This window comes from Methylocystis sp. MJC1 (assembly GCF_026427715.1).
GTDB lineage: Bacteria > Pseudomonadota > Alphaproteobacteria > Rhizobiales > Beijerinckiaceae > Methylocystis.
This window is the reverse complement of sequence record NZ_CP107558.1, coordinates 2,655,001-2,671,271: the sequence shown is the minus strand read 5'-3', so window position 1 is coordinate 2,671,271 and position 16,271 is coordinate 2,655,001. Positions and strand designations below refer to the sequence as shown.

Sequence of the window (16,271 nt, the reverse complement as noted above, 5' to 3'; positions counted from 1 at the left end):
CCTGCCGCTCTCCCGCAAGACTTGCTCCGCTTGTCGCCCGCGCGACGGACTTTTCCGGCGTGCGAGAGCCCGCGAAGCTCTCCGGAATTTGCACAATGAACCGTCACTCTCTTCTCGGCGCCGTCTCGATCCACGCGCTTCTCTTCTTCGTCTCCGCCGATGCGCTGGCGCAGCAAAGCCTGCCCACGATCGATGTCGGCGCGCGGCGCGGACCGGCGCGGCCGAGCGTCTCCAGCGCGCCGCGCGGTCCCCTGCGCCCGCCCGCCCCCGCCGCGGGGCCGGTCGTCGCGCCCTCGGCCGGGCTCGATCGTTACGCCGGACCCAAGCCCGCGCCGTTCAGCCGCACGATCCCGCAAAATGTGCCGGCGGTGGTGGAGTCGCGCACGCGCCAGGAGATCGAGAAGACGGTCAATGTCATGACCTCGGCGGAGGCGTTCAAATATCTGCCCTCGCTGCTCATCCGCGAGCGCTATATCGGCGACCGCAACGCCATCGTCTCGGGCCGCACGACCGGCACGATCGAAAGCGCCAAGACGCTCGTCTACGCCGATAATGTGCTGCTCTCCAATCTGCTCGGCAACAGCTTCAACTTCCCGCCGCGCTGGGGCATGGTCTCGCCCGCCGAGATTGACCGCGTCGATGTGATCTATGGTCCCTTCTCGGCGCTCTATCCGGGTAATTCGATCGGCGGCGTCCTGGCGATCACCACGCGCATGCCGGACAAATTTGAGCTGCACGCCTCGGCGACGGGCGCGCTGCAGCCCTTCAGTCTTTACGGACGCAGCGAGCTCGACGGCTCGGGCAACGCCAATCTTCTCATCGGCGATCGTTTCGGCGACTTCCGCTATTTCTTCTCTTACGACCACCTCACCTCGCAGGGGCAGGCGCAAACCTTCCCCGGCAATTTTATGACGCCCTTCGCCCCCAGAAACGGCACGCGCTTCTACGGCGGCTATCAGGATTTCAACCAGAATGGCGTTCCCCGCATCATCACGGGCGCCGCCGGGGCCGATTTCCAGCAGCAGGACATGGCGAAACTGAAGATGTCTTACGACATCGCGCCGCTGCTGCGCGCGACCTATACGCTCGGCGTCTGGAATCTGGAAGACAAGACATCCGTCCAAAGCTTCATCTACGATCGCAATGGCGTTCCGATCTACAATACGCAGAGCGGCTTCATCGCCATTGGTCCCTTTGCCGTCCAGCCGGGCGGCGTGAACCCGGGTTGGGGCGGCTCGACGCATCTCATGCAGGCGCTCTCGCTCAAGCGCGACACGGGCGGCGTGTTCGATTTCGATCTCTCGGCGACGTCCTACAATTTCCTGCGCGACTATTCACAAAACGCGACGTCCTATGGCCTGCGCCCCAACGGCGCCGCGACCGCCTATAATATCAACACCACCGGCCAGAACACCGTAAACACTGGAACGTACTGGCGCACGGGCGATGCGCGCTTCATCTGGCGGCCTGTGCAGGACTACCTTGGAAAGCACGAAGTCTCCTTCGGCGGGCATGCCGACGTCTATTCGCTCAACACGGTGACGAGCCTGACGCCCTTCGCCGGCAATAATTATGCGATGGGCCTTACCGGCGTGAACTATGGCAAGACCGAAACCAAGGCGGTCTATATCCAGGACGCTTGGAAGTTCCTGCCGGATTGGAAGCTCATCGCCGGCGGCCGCGGCGAGTTCTGGCACGCCTATAATGGCTCGAATGTCGCGGGAGGGCTGGCGACGGGCAACGGATCGGCCCCGGGGCTTGTGCCGGTCGTGCCGGCGCGGGCGACAGCGGGGCAATTCCCAGACGCCTACAAAAATTCTTTCTCGCCGAAGGCGGCGCTCGAATATCAGGTGACGCCGGAATTCGCGATGCGCGGCTCCATGGGGCGCGCCTATCGCTTCCCGACGGTCAACGAGCTGTTCCAGTCTCTCACGACGTCGAGCAGCGTGATCGTGAACAATCCCAATCTGCAGCCCGAGATCTCGACCTCATGGGATTTGACCGGCGAATATCGCAAGGTCGACGCCTTCAACGGCGCGGTCGGCCTTTTCAATCCGCGCGTGAGCCTCTTCCTGGACGACCGCTGGAACGCCATCGTCAGCCAATCGGCGATTGGGCCAACGGGGCAGATCGTCACCCAAAACGCCAATCTCGACAAAGCGCGCTTCCGCGGAATCGAGGGCGCGATCGTGATGAAGGACATTCTGACCCCCGGCCTCGATTATTCCGGCAGCGTGACCTTCGTCGACTCGAAGATTCTTTCGAATGGGGGCGCTCTCGCTTTGACAGGCTCGCCCGCCGGCTCGCCTTTCCCCACGGCGGGCGGCATATTGCTCAACGGCATGCAATATCCGCGGGTGCCGCGAATCCGCATCCGCTCGGTTGTGAGCTACAGCCCGACGAAAGACTGGTCGGTTTCCTTTGGCGCGCGCTATGCTTCGGCCGCCTTCGTGACGCTCAACAACGTCGACTTCAATCACAATAATTACGGCAGCGTCGACAGCGAATATCTCGTGTTCGACGCCAAGCTGAACTACAAGCTCGCGCCCGAGTGGACGTTGACTGCCGGCATCGACAACATCGGCCGGTGGAAATACTACGTCAATCCGAATCCCTATAACCAGCGCACGTTCTTCCTGGGTCTGAAATATGACATCGGCGGGCTGGACGGCGGCGCGACGGTCGCGGGATTAAACGGCGGAGTTGGCGCCGCCGCTCCGGGGGCGCGCTGATTGGAGGCGCCGCGCGCTTTTCGGCATGCGGCGCTTTGACGCAGACAGACGCAGGCGCCGCAGAGGGCTTGCCGACTCGCGCTACGTTTGCTTCAATCAAACCGCTCTCTTGGCAAATTGACCGCTCTCTTGGCGAATTGAAAGACAGGCTTTCTTCATGCCGCGCATGTGGCTGACAAAGATGCTTTTCGCTTTGGCGCTGGCCGTGCAGGTCCTTGCGCCATTGGCGAGCGCCTTTGCCGCCGCGCGGGAGGGCAACGCCGACAACTCCGTCAGCATTTGCCTGAAAGCCGCCAGAGGCAGCCAGGCGGGGCATCAAACGCCTGGCCATCCTCATGGCGGCCGCGATTGTCCCATTTGCCAGTTCTTGTGCGACGGCGTCGCGCCGATCGCCCTGCGCCCTATGTCGATCGGCATGGCGCCTGCCCGATGGATCGAGTTCCGTTGGACGCCGGCGGATCGCGCCTTGCCTGCTTGGGCGCGCGACGAGTCCAATCGCGCACGCGCGCCTCCCAGCTTCTCCTGATCGTCCAAAGCTTTCGCCATAGCGACCGCAGCCTTGTTTCAGGCGCGCGCCCCTATGTCCGAACGACGATAGCCGCCGCGTAATTGCGGTGAAGGGAGAAATATCGTGAATCGAAGAAAAAGACGGCCGAGCGGCCGCGATAGCGTCTTGGCGGGCGCTGCGCTTTCGTCCTTGAGTGAGCGCGAGCGCCACGAAAAGAGGGCTATGGCTTCGGCGGCGCCTTTGATCGCGCCGGTCGTGGCCATGTGGCGCGACGCCCAGCAGAGCGGCATCCGGCTGATCAATCTGGAGCGGCGGGCGCGTTTTGCGCGCCTCGAGTCCTAAAAGACCATCGAAATGACGCACAGCCCTTCTTTCCTGCGCGCCGCCGCAGCGAGTCGCCTTGCGGGCGCGCTGCTGCTGGTCGCCGCCCTTTTGACGGGGGCGCCGTTCGCGGCGTCGCTCGCCAAGGGCCTGCGCGCGGGGGCTGGGTCGGTTGCGTCTCTTTTCGTTTGCTTCGCGTCGGGCTCCTCCCTGCCCGACGCGCAGACAGGGCGGCCAGGTTCGGCCGGCGACCACGGCATCGATTGCGTCCTGTGTCAGACGCTCTGCAGTGGCGCCGCGCCCTTGGCAGCCCGGCCCGGGGTCGTCGTTGCGGCGCACATCCAGAGACTGAACCTCCCCTGGATGTTGGCGGACCGCGCTGCGCCGACGCCCCGGACCTGTCTGCCTCACTGGGCGCGGGCGCCGCCCACTATCGGCTAAAGCCCCCCAGGCGGATTTGCGTCGGCGCCAGTTCCCTCCTTGAGGCGCCGACGCGAATCTCGGTTGAAAAAATCGCCGCCTTCGCGGCGCGGAGGAAAGAATGTCCGAATCAGTCTTATCGGTCGGCGTTGAGATGATCCTGGCGGTGCTGACCGCCGCCTTTTTCGTCGTCGACTGCCTGCGCCAGGAAGCCGCCCCTGCGTTGCGGCCGGCCGTGGCGCGTAAGCGGTTGCCCCAGGGAGAATTCCGCAAAAGCTGACAGGCTTTTGCGATCGGGCTTCGCTCCAGCACTTTTTGAATTAGCGCGATTTCTTATCGCTCGACCGATTCCAGTCGAGCGGGAAGGGTGCTTCGCGCTCAGATGCGCCGACGATTGCCCTTAATTGAAAGAAACGGGCGCGCTCAGGCGCGCCCGGCCGCCGCGACGCCTTCGGCGAGATCGTCGATCAGATCGCCAGCGTCCTCCAGCCCCACCGAGAGCCGCAGCATGCCGTCGGCGATGCCGAGCGTGGCGCGCGCCTCCGGGGTGAGCCGCTGATGGGTTGTCGTCGCCGGGTGGGTGATCAGGCTCTTGGCGTCGCCGAGATTGTTGGAAATTTTGATCACCTGCAGGGCGTTGGCGAGCTTGAAGGCCGCCGCCTTGCTCTCCAGGAAGAAGCTCACCAGCGTCCCGCCGCCGCTCATTTGCCGACGCGCGAGCTCGGCCTGCGGGTGATCCTTGCGGAAGGGATAGAGAACCTTCGTCACGCCCTTCTGCTCGGCAAGGAAGTCGGCGATTTTCGCCGCGCTCGCCGCCTGCTGGTTGACACGGAGCGGCAAGGTTTCGAGCCCTTTCAGCATCACCCAGGCATTGAAAGGCGACATGGCCGGGCCGGTCTGGCGCAGGAAATTATGGATGCTCTCCTCGATCAGCGCCTGCGTCGAGAGGATGACGCCGCCGAGGCAACGGCCCTGGCCGTCAATATGTTTCGTGGCCGAATAAACGACGACGTCGGCGCCGAGCGCCAAAGGCTTCTGTAAGAGGGGCGTCGCGAAGACATTGTCGACGACGAGGCGCGCGCTGGCATTATGAGCGAGATCGGCGATCGCCGCGACGTCATAGACTTCGAGGCCCGGATTGGTCGGGCTTTCGAGGAAGAAGAGCTTGGTTTCGGGGCGGATCGCCGCCTTCCATTGCGAGAGATCGGCGCCGTCGACGAGCGTCGAGGCGACGCCGAAGCGCGGCAGCAGGTCCTCGACGACATAGAGGCAGGAGCCGAAAAGCGCGCGGGCCGCCACCACATGATCGCCGGCCTTCACCTGCGCGAGAATGGCGGCCGTGACGGCGGCCATTCCGCTTGCCGTCGCGCGGGCGGCCTCCGCACCCTCCAGCAGGCACATGCGATTCTCGAACATGGCGACGGTTGGGTTCGAGAAGCGTGAATAGATGAAGCCCGGATCGTCGCCCTTGAACCGCGCCTCGGCCGCCTCCATCGTGGGATAGGCGAAGCTCTGCGTCAGAAACAGCGCCTCCGACATTTCGCCGAAGGGCGAGCGCGTCGTTCCGCCATGGACGAGGAGCGTGGCCGGCTTAAGATTGCGCGGAGCGTTCGTAGACATCCTTTTCTCCCTCGGGCGCACTTGCGCCAAGCAAATTCATGCGCGCCTGCCGAGCGCGCGGCCGAAAACGGGTTTCCTTCGGGAGACCCGGCCTTTTAGCCCTTTGTTTTGCGTGGCGGCAAGCCGGCCGGCTCAAATAACCACGTTCGTCTATAGAGGGCAGAGCCGCCGGGGCTGTCAACCGGGCTCGTCTTGCCTTGCGGCGTAATTTGGCGCTTATGCCTCCGTTAACCGGCTTCCGCCCGGCCGAGGAGGGGAAGAATGAGCGGCGTGCTCTCCAGCCGACAAATACAGGCGATGGCCGAGAACGGCGCGATCCGCGCCGCTGCGCCACTGGCTCGCGGCCAAATCCAGCCTGCGAGCCTCGACCTGCGGCTCGGGCCCAAGGCCTACCGCGTGCGCGCGAGCTTCCTGCCCGGCAAGGAGCGGGGCGTCGGCGATATTCTTTCTGCGCTCGCCTATGATGAAATGTCGCTCGAAGGGGAGGGCGCCATTCTCGAGCGCGGCTGCGTCTATGTCGTGCCGCTGCTGGAGCGCCTGTCGCTCGGCCCGGATATTTCGGGCGCGGCCAACCCCAAAAGCTCGACGGGGCGCCTCGATATATTCACGAGGCTCATCACCGACAGGGGCGAGCGCTTCGACGAGGTCGCGCCCGGCTATGATGGGCCGCTTTACGCCGAGGTTTCCCCGAGGAGCTTCTCGGTGCGCGCGCGCATAGGGTCGCGGCTCAACCAGCTGCGGTTTCGGGCGCGATCCGAAGGAGCGGGCCGGCAAAGCGGCGTCGCGCTTTCCGACGCGGCGCTTGCCGAGTTGCACGACAAGACGCCGCTCGTCGACGGGCCGCTCAATCTGCGCAACGGCGTGGTTTTGCGGGTTGCGCTTGGAGCCGAGGCTTTCGGCGGTATCATCGGTTATCGCGCGCAGAAACACACCGATGTGATCGACGTCGACCGGGTGGGCGCCTATCGGATCGACGATTACTGGGACCTGCTGCCCGCCCGCGATGGGAGGCTGATCCTCGATCCGGGCGATTTTTACATTCTCGCCTCGCGCGAGCGCCTCGCCATTCCGCCCGGCCTCGCAGCCGAAATGGCCCCGATGGACGCCGCGATCGGCGAGTTCCGCGTGCATTACGCCGGCTTCTTCGATCCCGGCTTCGGCGCGGGGCCGGACGGACGCGCCGCCGCGCGCGCCGTGCTGGAGGTCCGCTCGCGCGAGGTGCCCTTCATATTGGAAGACGGCCAATTCATCGGGCGGCTGGTTTATGAGCGCATGGCCGAGACGCCCCAGTCTCTATATGGCGAGGAGGGCCTGTCGAACTATCAGGGCCAGGGCCTGAAACTGTCGAAACATTTCAGGATCGGGTAGGTGCCGGCGCGCGCCAGAGGGAAGACGTCATGGTCCTGTCGGATTTTATCCGCCGGTTGAGGCCGGATCACCTCCTTGGCCAGATTTCCCTCGTGATTCTCGGCTCCATCGTCGTTTATCAGCTGGTCATCGTCCTGCTGCTGCATGTGATGGAGGCGGAAGGGCGCCGCCACTACGTCTCCGAAGCGGATTTTCTAACCGGGGTGCTGCTGGCGCTCGACACGGCGCCCGTTGCGGATCGAGACGCGCTGATCCAGAAGATTCACTTCGCCGCGCCCTATACGAGCATTCTGATTCGCAACGACCGGCCCGCGGCGTTCAATACCAACGAGCCGGTTTTCATCGCCGAGATCCATCGCATCAACGCGCATCTGATCGGGGCCGCCAAGGCCTTCGAGACGATACCGCTCCACAATATGCAGGACACTCTGGCGCTGGAGCTGGAGAAGGGCGGCTATGCAGTCGTCTCCGTCGCACAGCACCGGAAACCCTCTCGCCTTCTGTGGCGTTGGCTGTGGGAGCCGGAGCCGCGCTACCCATTCTTCCTGACCCGCTGGGCCCGGGTGGGCTTTCTGTTCTTCATCAGCGCCTCGGTGATCTTGATCTGGCTCTCGAACTACATTGTGGCGCCTTTGGATGAGCTGGCCCGGCGGGCCGAGTCCTTCCCCACCAAAGAGGGGTTCGCCTTCCCGCTCGTCGAGCGCGGGCCGCGCGAGATTCGCGATCTCAACCGTTCGATCCGAGCCATGAAGGCCCGCATTCTGGCGATGGTGGCCGAACGCACGCAAATTCTCGCGGCCGTCAGCCATGATCTGAAGACGATCATCACGCGCATGAATCTGCGAACGGAGTTTATCGCGGACGACGAGTTGCGCGGCAAAATGCAGAAAGACATCCGCCTCATGGATGCGATGCTGCGCAAAAATCTCGAATATCTGCGCACCGAAAATCCGCGCGTGGATCATTCCGTCATCGATCTCGACAGCGTCATCCAGACCGTCGCCGATGAGTTCAACGACCTCGGGCGCGACGTCGTCTACTCCTGCGACAAAAAGCAGACGATGCGCGGCTCACTTTCCGATATGCAGCGGGCCTTCACCAATCTTGTGGAGAACGCCACGCGCCACGCCAAGCACGTCGAGATCAAGGTCTGCGAAATTTCCGGCAATATGATCCAGATCGACGTCGCAGACGACGGGCCGGGGATTCCCGACGAGCTGAAGGCGCGGGTCTTCGAGCCCTTCGTGCGCGGCGACGCCGCCCGCACAATCAGCGAGCATGGCGGCTTCGGCCTCGGGCTCGCCATTGTGCGCTCGTTGGTCGAAGGGCATGGTGGATCGGTGAAAATGCTGGATCGCGCTCCGCATGGGCTGATCGTCCGCGTAACCCTGCCGCGCGCCGAATGCGCCGCCGAGCGGGAGAATGCGTGAAGAGCGCGCTCGGGCGAAGCACTGCGCTGCAACTCGATCTCAAGCGAAGAGATCGTAGTCCGCTTTCCTAGAACGGAACCGAGCAGGGAACTCGTCCCAGGTTCTCCCATCGAGGATCCTACCCTTCTTCTTCTTGTTTGTTCCGCCCCACTGCTTGAAATGAAAAGCTACGCGAGCGCGAGTGCACTGGTCTCTGATTGACCGAACCCAATCAGCTTCCATGAGTCTCGCGCCTGGCCCGCTTTCCCCCCCCCCGCGATAGCCCAGTCGATACCCGAAAGATCGAGGTTCTCCAGCGGACCGAGAAGTGGTTCCAGACTCAAGAACTTGATCCACGCCTCTGTTTTGCGGAGGCAGTCGATGCGCCACGCATAATCCTGGGACTCGACACTCACACCCATCCACACATTCGACGGCCACCTTAATTTTGATGAAAGCTCCTCAAGTCGCTCACCTCTCTTGGTAAGGACTTGATAGGTGTGCTGAGGTGTCTCTTCCATGGTTTTGAAAACGGCCTCAATGAATTCAAACGGCACACTTTCGTGAAAGAGATCCGACATCGAATTTACAAAGATGGTCTTGCCACTACGCCACCGTCTAGGGAGCTCAAGCGAGGCTTCATCAATCCTCACGTTACCGTTCCATTTGGGTCGGCCACCGCTGACACGCGTCGTGTCCTGGTATTTTGCCTGCCCCATTGATGCGAGACGATCAGCCATCCTCTCGTAGAAAAAACCAACCTTCGGCCAAGGGCGAGATCACAGAGCTGGTTGCGCATAATGACGCGTCAAGTTACATTGCGGCTCAGTCTCGTTTTCTTCCAAATCACTCCGTAAGGGATGCAGCGAGGCAGGCTAATACCTTGAAATCGCGGGCGTAGTTCAGTGGTAGAACGACAGCTTCCCAAGCTGTATGTCGAGGGTTCGATTCCCTTCGCCCGCTCCATTTTTCCCCAGCATTCCAATCGTTTATCGCTCTGCCGCTGACTTAGCCGTTTCCCGCCCTGGAAAGAAGGGCTCACCGTGAGCAGTCGCCTTGACGAAATGCGCCGCCACCCGGCCGGCGACTGGCGAATCGACGATATTGCAGCCTTGTGCCGCGAGTTCGGCATCCTATGCGCGCCGCCGCGGGGCGGGGGTTCTCACTACAAGGTCGCGCATCCCAGGGTGGCGGAAAAGCTCACAATTCCTTTCAAGCGGCCTATCAAAGCATATATATCCGCAAGCTCGTCGCCTTTGTCGAAGCAGCCAGGACTTTGCCATGACGGTCGAGGCAACCGATTATCCGCTCATTGTCCAGCCGCTTTCCGCGGAGGATGGCGGCGGTTTCGTAGCGATCGTTCGCGATCTTCCCCGCTGCATGTCAGATGGCGAGACGCCAGAGGAAGCGGTGACGAATGCGCGTGACGCCATTCTCACTTGGATCGAAGCCGCGCGTGATCTGGGCCACCCTGTCCCGCCTCCTTCCCGCCATGTGGCGCTAGCGAGCTGAGGCCGTGACCCATCTCTAGGCTGGCTGCGTTCAACGCATTCGGCGGTAACAAGCAGCGACGCGCTGCGCGATCCCTGTGTCCACCGTGACGGCTGAACGCTCGAGATCACGCGCAGGCGTAGAACGCCGAGACTTTCCCGCTTTCATGGGAATGACATCGAGCGGCCGCCCGGCTAGAAGACGGCGGAACAGTTCCGTCGCAATTCGCCGAGGATCACGTCATTGGACGCCGCCGCCCATGCTTCTGCCGCGCCGCTGAGCGCCTATGCTTCAGGTCCGCTCTCGGGCCGCGTGCGGCCGCCTGGGGATAAATCCGTCTCGCATCGCGCCATGATCTTCGGCCTTCTCGCCGTAGGCGAGACCAAGATCGACGGGCTTCTCGAAGGCGAGGACGTGCTGCGCACGGCGCAGGCGGCGCGCCAGCTCGGCGCCAAGGTGGTGCGGCATGCGCCGGGAAGCTGGAGCGTCTGGGGGGCGGGGCTCGGCTCGCTTCTGCAACCCACCGAGACGCTCGATTTCGGCAATGCCGGGACTGGTTCGCGGCTGATGATGGGCGTCGTCGCCGGTCATCCGATCGTCGCGCGTTTCGACGGCGACGCCTCGCTGCGCAAGCGTCCGATGAAGCGCATTCTCGATCCGCTGGCGCTCCAGGGCGCGCTCTTGTTGGAGCAGGCCGAAGGCGGCCGTCTGCCGCTCGTTTTGCAAGGCTCGGCCGAGCCGCTGCCGGTGGAATATAAAACCCCCGTGGCCTCGGCGCAGATCAAATCGGCCGTGCTGCTCTGCGGGCTCAACTCGCCCGGCCGCACGGTGGTGATCGAGGCCGAGGCCTCGCGCGACCATACCGAAAAAATGCTCGCCCATTTCGGCGCGACGGTGATGAGCGAGCCGCACGGTCCGCATGGGCGCAAAATCACGCTCGAAGGCCGCCCCGAGCTTGTAGCGCGCCCCGTGCGCGTGCCGGCCGATCCGTCCTCGGCCGCCTTTCCGCTGGTCGCGGCGCTGATCGTTCCCGGCTCCGACATCGTTGTCGAAGGCGTGATGACCAATCCGCTGCGCAGCGGCCTGCTCACGACGCTGATCGAAATGGGCGCGGATATTTCTCTCGACAACAAGCGCGAGGAGGGCGGCGAGGAAGTCGCCGACGTGCGCGCGCGCTATTCGTCTTTGAAGGGCGTCGACGTGCGGGCCGAACGCGCGCCCTCGATGATCGATGAATATCCGATCCTCGCCGTCGCCGCCGCTTTCGCTAAAGGCGAAACGCGAATGCGCGGTCTCTCCGAATTGCGCGTGAAGGAATCGGACCGTCTCGCCGCCATCGCGGCGGGGTTGAAGGCCAATGGCGTCGACTGCGAGATTATCGGCGACGATCTCATCGTGCGCGGCGGCTCCGTGGCCGGCGGCGGCGTGGTCGAGACGCATCTCGACCATCGCATCGCCATGAGCTTCCTTGTCATGGGTTTGGCCGCGCAAAACAAGGTGACGGTCGACGACGAGACGATGATCGCGACGAGCTTCCCCTCCTTCCGCATGCTGATGGAAAGCCTGGGAGCGCGATTCTCGTGAGCTTTGTCATCGCCATCGACGGGCCGGCGGCTTCCGGCAAGGGCACGCTCGCCCGCAGGCTCGCCGCGCATTACGGCCTGCCGCATCTCGATACGGGCCTGCTATATCGCGCCACCGCCCGCGCCCTGCTCGACGAAGGCTTGCCGCTCGACGACGTCGATGGGGCGGTGGAGGCGGCGCGCGGGCTGTCGCTGACCGATTTCGACGAGGCGCGGCTGCGGGCGCGCGATATGGGCGAGGCGGCCTCGGTCGTCGCCGCAATGCCGGCCGTTCGCGCCGCGCTTGTCGACATGCAGCGGGCTTTCGCGGCGAGGCTCGAGGGAGCCGTGCTCGACGGCCGCGACATCGGCACGGTCATCTGTCCCGCCGCGCAGGTGAAGATTTTCGTCACGGCGTCGCCGGAGACACGCGCCCAGCGCCGCGCCCTGGAGCTCGCGGCCCGCGGGGAAGAAGTGGATTACGACGCTATTCTGGACGATGTGCGGAAACGCGACGCCCGCGACAGTGAACGCAGCGCCGCGCCCCTGAAGGCGGCGGAGGACGCCGTGACGCTCGATACGAGCGAGCTCGATCGCGACCAGGTATTCGCGGTGGCGCTGGAGATCGCGGAGCGCGCGCGACGCGTTGAAGGGCGCCAATGAAAAAGGGAGGCCCGAAGGCCTCCCCGCGATGAAAATGGCTCTGAATATAGGACTGTTGTAATCAAGAGTAAGCCCAACGGTCATCACCCATTTGGGTGATATCGGCGCCGGAAAGGCGGAAGCATGAGTGAGCGTCGGATCTTCCGCTTCGCGCCCTCGCCGAACGGCTATCTGCATCTTGGCCACGCCTATTCCGCTCTGCTGAATTTTACGCTCGCGCGCGGTTGCGGCGGTCGCTTCCTGCTGCGCATCGAGGATATCGACTTGGGACGCGTGCGGCCGGCGTTCGAGGCGGCGATCTATGAAGATCTCGCCTGGCTTGGGCTCGAATGGGAAAAACCCGTGCGCCGCCAGTCCGAGCATTTCGACGATTACGCCGCGGCGCTGGAGCGGCTCGACGCCATGGGCCTGCTCTACGCCTGCGGCTGCAAGCGCTCCGACATCGGCCATTTCGCCGCCGAGCATCCCGGCTGGCCGCGCGATCCCGATGGCGCGCCGCTCTATTCGGGAATCTGTCGAGAAAAGCCCCGCCGTCCGGCGCGCGAAATCTTGGCCGATGGCGGCGAAGCCTTGCGGCTCGATATGGCGAAGGCGACGGCGCTGGCCGGGGAGGGGCTCTTTTGGCGGGAGTACTGCGTTCGTGGGCGGGAAGGGGCTCCCGACGCAGGGGAAGGATTTTTTCTTACGCCAGCGAATCCCGCGCAATGGGGCGACGTAGTGTTGGCCCGCAAGGACACGCCGGCGAGCTATCACATCGCCGTCGTCGTCGATGATGCGCTGCAGGGGGTGAGCGACATCGTGCGCGGGCGCGACCTTTTCTTCGCGACGAGCCTGCACCGCCTGTTGCAGCGCCTGCTCAGCCTGCCCGAACCGCGTTATCGCCACCATGAGCTCGTTCTCGACGATACAGGCGAGAAGCTCGCAAAGAGCCGCGGTTCGACGACGCTGCGGGCGCTCAGGGAAGCGGGGATCAGCGCCGCTGAAGTCTGGCGGAAACTTGGATTTCAGATCTCGGCGGAGTGAAGGCAGGGCGTTCGCAACGCGCCCAGCGCCCTTGCCCGTTCGAGGCGCCGGAGCGCCGTCGTCCTACGTGCGCGTCCGCACGAAATTCCCACGCCCGCGCAGCTACATTCTCACAATCGAATTTCTCTAGGGCAAGGGGAAAGACAATGATTGCAACCATCCGTCGCATTATCGAGCAGGAAACCAAGCTCGCCGTTCCGGCCGCGCGTCTTACCCCGCACGCCAATCTTTACGATCTCGGGCTGACCCCCTTCGGGGCGGTTCTCGTGCTGGTCGCCATCGAGCGCGAGTTCAAGATCGAGCTTCCGCGCGTGCTGTTGAAGCGCGAGACCGCCGCCTCGATCGCCTCGATCGCTCTTGCGATCGAGAGCCTGCGGTCACCGCCAGTCGTGGCCGAAACGCCGCGCGTCGCCGCTTAAAAAATTCAGGAGGCGGGGCAATGTTCTCCACCATCAGGCGCATTATCGATCGGGAAGGGCGGCTCCCTATCGCCGCCGCAGATCTGACGCCAAACGACGATCTGTTCGCCTTTGGCCTCACGCCCTATTGCGCCGTGCGGATCATGCTCGCGCTCGAGCGTGAGCTCGGGGTCCAATTTCCGCGCCATGCGATGAAGCGCGAGACGATGCGATCGCTCGAAACGATCTCGCAGACGCTCCGCCTCGCGCAATCTGGCGCGCCGCTTTCGGGGGCTTGATTATCGGCTTGCCGTCGCGCCCTGCGCGGCGACCTTGTTGCTGTTGGGCGCTTTGGCCATCAGGGAGTCGACCCGATCGCGCTCGCGCTTGAAATCGGCAAGCATGCGGCCTTCGATCTCGCGGGTGCGTGCGAGCTTGACGCGCATCGGATCGACGAAATGGCCGTTGACCATCACCTCGTAATGGAGATGCGGGCCGGTCGAGAGGCCCGTCGAGCCGAGGAAGCCCACGACCTGTCCCTGCTTGACGCGCACGCCTTCCGAAACGCCGCGCGCGAAGCCGGACATGTGATTATAGGTCGTGATGTAGCCGTTGGCGTGCTGGATTTCGACGCGGCGGCCATAGCCCGAGTCCCATTGCGCCTTGATCACCGTGCCGTTGCCGGCCGCGAGAATCGGCGTGCCGATCGGCGCCGCCCAATCCACGCCCGTATGCATCTTGTAATAGCCGAGGATCGGGTGGCGGCGCATGCCGAAGCCCGAGCGTGTCTCGCCGATCGAGATGGGCTTGCGCACCAGGAATTTGCGGCTCGAGCGGCCGTTCTCGTCGTAATAGTCGACGAGCCCGTCGTCGGGGGTTTGGAAGCGGTAGTAGCGATAGGTCTCACTATGCGTCGTGAGCGACGCATAGAGCAGTGAATCGCGCGTGGGTCCCGAGCCGTCCTCCGGCTCGTCATAGAAGATGTCCAGCGAGTCGCCTCCCGCGACGCCGCGCTGAAGGTCGACGTCGTTGGCGAAGATGCGCACCAGCTCGCCGACGACGGTCTTCGGAATCTGCTGTTTCAGCGCCGTCTCATAAAGCGAATCATAGAGCCGCATGGCGCCGGAGTCGTCGTCTTCGCCATCGGCGTTGAAATCGTCGACAGGCGCGCGTTTCTGGGCGCGTCGCGCGCCGCCCGAGGGGGCCGTCGGCGTTTGGACGAAGGCGCCCTGGTCGTTCGCCGCGACGATCGACTCGACCTCGTCGTCGTTATAGACGGACAGGCGCGCGAGCTGCATGTTTTTGCCCGAGCCGTCGAAATCGGCAAAGAGAAGCTTCACGCGCTGGCCTTCGCGCACCGGATCGCGCTTGCCGCGATAGGCGGCCACGACCGCGGCAATGCGCGCTCTCGGCACGCCATTCGCCACGAGAATATCTTCGAGCGTTTCGCTGCGGCGCACGACGGCGAGCTTTTCTTCCATCTGCGTCGGTTGTGGCGTATCGCGCGGCGCGATGGTCACATTCTCCGGCACCATGCGCACTTCGATCGAGGAGAAGGGCGCGGTGAGCGAGGTTCCCGGCGTCGCGTAGGCCAGGGCCTGAGGGTCCATGGCCGCGGCGCGGCTCGTGCGCGACAGCAGAAGCTGCCCGGGGAGGGGCAGGGCCGGCTTAGGTCCGGCGGCGAGCGAACTTTTGACCTGCTCGTTGACCTGCGCCTGCGCCTCGTCGATCGAGAGATGCGCGCTCTGCGACTGGATGTCGAGCCCCGACAGGTCCTTGGTGACGAAAGATACTTCCGCTTCGTCGAGGGCGATGTCGGATTCGCCGCTATTCTCGGGGGCGCGGGGATCGCTCGCCAGCTTGAGCGGATTATAAGCCGGCACTTCGTTCGCAAAGCTCGTCGGCGCCAGCGTGAGCGTCGCGGCGACATGGGTGAAGGCGCGCGTGCGCACCACTTCCTTGTCGCCGGATTTCGAAGTGGTGGCGGCGCGGAATGTTTGCTTGGCGGCGACGACGTCGACCGCGCGCATCAGGCGGTCGCCCTTTTTCGGATTGACGGAATTGCCTTCCGACTCCGCCTGTCTTGCCGCCTGCGCCCGCTGCGGCGCTTCCGCGAAGCGCGTCTGCTGATCGAGCGCGGTGTAGGCTGCGGCGCTGATCAGCAATGCACCCGAAAAGCCGGTGAGAACAGTTCCCGAAAGCCAGCGGGCCGAGACGCGGCGCCGATCATCGGCTGTATGGCGGCGGCCGTCGACTTCAATCGCGGGTTCCTCGCCGATATCGCGCCAGTCGGCGCTCCCGGAGGCGGAGGCGAGGCGGCTGTTGAATTGCAATCCCATGAACCGGAGCCGTAGCCTTTCAAACTATCTCAGGGGCGATTTCCAGGTCGTGCGGCGTCATCCTAGACCGCCCCTGGTTTCCTGGCGCTGACATACGAAGCACGATTATCACATCACGACGAAGCCTTCGCATTATGGCTCATTTACGGCGTGTCCGCGCGGAGAGACGAAAGAGTTATCCACGGCTCTACCCCTAGAGAAACCGGGCTTTCGCGGGCGATGCGACAAAAGTGCGAAAGTTTTTCGAAGGAGCGTTGACACCCTGAGCTCGCATCCGTATAACGCATTCATCGACGGCGGCGCTGCCAACGGTTGCAGCGGATGCGGTCGCTTCTTCGTCTTCTGGTAGACGGTTGATAGCTCGACTGGGTATCGTCGGGACGGGGAAGCGTCTTCTTTGCGGCGGCTTGGCTGTTG

Annotated in this window: 17 protein-coding genes, 1 tRNA gene and 1 riboswitch; of the genes, 14 read left to right on the top strand and 4 right to left on the bottom strand. The window is 63.8% G+C overall.

Features of this window, described 5'->3' with window-relative positions:
- The first annotated feature begins 95 nt into the window (after positions 1-95).
- The 5 genes from OGR47_RS12970 (at position 96) to OGR47_RS12950 (ending at position 4,261) form a co-directional block, all read left to right on the top strand.
- Positions 96-2,732: a TonB-dependent receptor gene (locus OGR47_RS12970; protein WP_165055866.1), complete on the top strand. Its 2,637-nt coding sequence runs from the start codon at positions 96-98 to the stop codon at positions 2,730-2,732.
- Positions 2,733-2,889: 157 nt separating this feature from the next.
- Complete coding sequence (locus OGR47_RS12965; protein ID WP_165055868.1) at positions 2,890-3,258, top strand: DUF2946 family protein; 369 nt, start codon at positions 2,890-2,892, stop codon at positions 3,256-3,258.
- 105 nt (positions 3,259-3,363) lie between these two features.
- Positions 3,364-3,582, top strand: a complete 219-nt coding sequence (locus tag OGR47_RS12960) for a hypothetical protein (protein ID WP_165055870.1) — start codon at positions 3,364-3,366, stop codon at positions 3,580-3,582.
- 12 nt (positions 3,583-3,594) lie between these two features.
- Complete coding sequence (locus OGR47_RS12955; protein ID WP_165055872.1) at positions 3,595-4,002, top strand: hypothetical protein; 408 nt, start codon at positions 3,595-3,597, stop codon at positions 4,000-4,002.
- A 100-nt stretch (positions 4,003-4,102) separates the two neighbouring features.
- Positions 4,103-4,261, top strand: coding sequence for a hypothetical protein (locus tag OGR47_RS12950; RefSeq protein WP_165055874.1), 159 nt, complete (start codon positions 4,103-4,105; stop codon positions 4,259-4,261).
- 143 nt (positions 4,262-4,404) lie between these two features.
- On the opposite strand, the gene OGR47_RS12945 is transcribed toward OGR47_RS12950, so the two are convergent.
- Positions 4,405-5,601, bottom strand: coding sequence for an O-succinylhomoserine sulfhydrylase (locus OGR47_RS12945; RefSeq protein ID WP_165055876.1), 1,197 nt, complete (start codon positions 5,599-5,601; stop codon positions 4,405-4,407).
- 75 nt (positions 5,602-5,676) lie between these two features.
- A riboswitch (SAM riboswitch) is annotated at positions 5,677-5,755 on the bottom strand.
- A 107-nt stretch (positions 5,756-5,862) separates the two neighbouring features.
- On the opposite strand from OGR47_RS12945, the gene OGR47_RS12940 reads away from it, so the two are divergent.
- Together OGR47_RS12940 and OGR47_RS12935 are read left to right on the top strand one after the other, a co-directional pair.
- Complete coding sequence (locus OGR47_RS12940) at positions 5,863-6,969, top strand: 2'-deoxycytidine 5'-triphosphate deaminase (RefSeq protein ID WP_165055878.1); 1,107 nt, start codon at positions 5,863-5,865, stop codon at positions 6,967-6,969.
- Between the two features lie 29 nt (positions 6,970-6,998).
- Positions 6,999-8,399, top strand: a complete 1,401-nt coding sequence (locus OGR47_RS12935) for an ATP-binding protein (RefSeq protein ID WP_165055880.1) — start codon at positions 6,999-7,001, stop codon at positions 8,397-8,399.
- A gap of 39 nt (positions 8,400-8,438) precedes the next feature.
- On the opposite strand, the gene OGR47_RS12930 is transcribed toward OGR47_RS12935, so the two are convergent.
- Positions 8,439-8,621 (bottom strand): DUF5131 family protein, encoded by a 183-nt coding sequence (locus OGR47_RS12930; RefSeq protein ID WP_246729872.1) that lies wholly within the window; start codon positions 8,619-8,621, stop codon positions 8,439-8,441.
- Positions 8,567-9,118 (bottom strand): DUF5131 family protein, encoded by a 552-nt coding sequence (locus tag OGR47_RS12925; RefSeq protein WP_246729873.1) that lies wholly within the window; start codon positions 9,116-9,118, stop codon positions 8,567-8,569. Before OGR47_RS12925 ends, OGR47_RS12930 begins: the two co-directional genes overlap by 55 nt.
- Positions 9,119-9,269: 151 nt before the next feature.
- Between OGR47_RS12925 and OGR47_RS12920 the strand changes: the two genes are divergently transcribed.
- The 7 genes from OGR47_RS12920 (at position 9,270) to OGR47_RS12890 (ending at position 13,814) form a co-directional block, all read left to right on the top strand.
- Positions 9,270-9,344: transfer RNA gene (locus OGR47_RS12920), tRNA-Gly, on the top strand.
- A gap of 315 nt (positions 9,345-9,659) precedes the next feature.
- Positions 9,660-9,890 (top strand): type II toxin-antitoxin system HicB family antitoxin, encoded by a 231-nt coding sequence (locus tag OGR47_RS12915; RefSeq protein WP_165055882.1) that lies wholly within the window; start codon positions 9,660-9,662, stop codon positions 9,888-9,890.
- Between the two features lie 222 nt (positions 9,891-10,112).
- Positions 10,113-11,453, top strand: a complete 1,341-nt coding sequence (gene aroA, locus OGR47_RS12910) for a 3-phosphoshikimate 1-carboxyvinyltransferase (RefSeq protein WP_165055884.1) — start codon at positions 10,113-10,115, stop codon at positions 11,451-11,453.
- Entirely contained in the window at positions 11,450-12,094 is a 645-nt protein-coding gene (gene cmk, locus OGR47_RS12905; RefSeq protein WP_165055886.1) for a (d)CMP kinase, read from the top strand. Before aroA ends, cmk begins: the two co-directional genes overlap by 4 nt.
- 123 nt (positions 12,095-12,217) lie before the next feature.
- Complete coding sequence (gene gluQRS, locus OGR47_RS12900; protein WP_165055888.1) at positions 12,218-13,117, top strand: tRNA glutamyl-Q(34) synthetase GluQRS; 900 nt, start codon at positions 12,218-12,220, stop codon at positions 13,115-13,117.
- Positions 13,118-13,263: 146 nt separating this feature from the next.
- Positions 13,264-13,536: a phosphopantetheine-binding protein gene (locus tag OGR47_RS12895; protein WP_165055890.1), complete on the top strand. Its 273-nt coding sequence runs from the start codon at positions 13,264-13,266 to the stop codon at positions 13,534-13,536.
- A gap of 20 nt (positions 13,537-13,556) precedes the next feature.
- Entirely contained in the window at positions 13,557-13,814 is a 258-nt protein-coding gene (locus tag OGR47_RS12890) for a phosphopantetheine-binding protein (protein WP_165055893.1), read from the top strand.
- Here the strand turns inward: OGR47_RS12890 and OGR47_RS12885 are convergent, their stop codons facing one another.
- The gene (locus OGR47_RS12885) at positions 13,815-15,854 is read right to left on the bottom strand and encodes a M23 family metallopeptidase (RefSeq protein WP_165055894.1); all 2,040 of its coding nucleotides are present in this window, start codon (positions 15,852-15,854) and stop codon (positions 13,815-13,817) included.
- Positions 15,855-16,271 lie beyond the last annotated feature (417 nt).

Coding starts and splice junctions, on each gene's coding strand:
- OGR47_RS12940 (WP_165055878.1), top strand. CDS start 5,863: ATGAGCGGCGTGCTCTCCAGCCGACAAATACAGGCGATGGCCGAGAAC.
- OGR47_RS12945 (WP_165055876.1), bottom strand. CDS start 5,601: ATGTCTACGAACGCTCCGCGCAATCTTAAGCCGGCCACGCTCCTCGTC.
- OGR47_RS12965 (WP_165055868.1), top strand. CDS start 2,890: ATGCCGCGCATGTGGCTGACAAAGATGCTTTTCGCTTTGGCGCTGGCC.
- OGR47_RS12925 (WP_246729873.1), bottom strand. CDS start 9,118: ATGGCTGATCGTCTCGCATCAATGGGGCAGGCAAAATACCAGGACACG.
- OGR47_RS12915 (WP_165055882.1), top strand. CDS start 9,660: ATGACGGTCGAGGCAACCGATTATCCGCTCATTGTCCAGCCGCTTTCC.
- gluQRS (WP_165055888.1), top strand. CDS start 12,218: ATGAGTGAGCGTCGGATCTTCCGCTTCGCGCCCTCGCCGAACGGCTAT.
- OGR47_RS12930 (WP_246729872.1), bottom strand. CDS start 8,621: ATGGAAGCTGATTGGGTTCGGTCAATCAGAGACCAGTGCACTCGCGCT.
- OGR47_RS12885 (WP_165055894.1), bottom strand. CDS start 15,854: ATGGGATTGCAATTCAACAGCCGCCTCGCCTCCGCCTCCGGGAGCGCC.
- OGR47_RS12970 (WP_165055866.1), top strand. CDS start 96: ATGAACCGTCACTCTCTTCTCGGCGCCGTCTCGATCCACGCGCTTCTC.
- OGR47_RS12935 (WP_165055880.1), top strand. CDS start 6,999: ATGGTCCTGTCGGATTTTATCCGCCGGTTGAGGCCGGATCACCTCCTT.
- OGR47_RS12895 (WP_165055890.1), top strand. CDS start 13,264: ATGATTGCAACCATCCGTCGCATTATCGAGCAGGAAACCAAGCTCGCC.
- OGR47_RS12950 (WP_165055874.1), top strand. CDS start 4,103: ATGTCCGAATCAGTCTTATCGGTCGGCGTTGAGATGATCCTGGCGGTG.
- OGR47_RS12890 (WP_165055893.1), top strand. CDS start 13,557: ATGTTCTCCACCATCAGGCGCATTATCGATCGGGAAGGGCGGCTCCCT.
- OGR47_RS12955 (WP_165055872.1), top strand. CDS start 3,595: ATGACGCACAGCCCTTCTTTCCTGCGCGCCGCCGCAGCGAGTCGCCTT.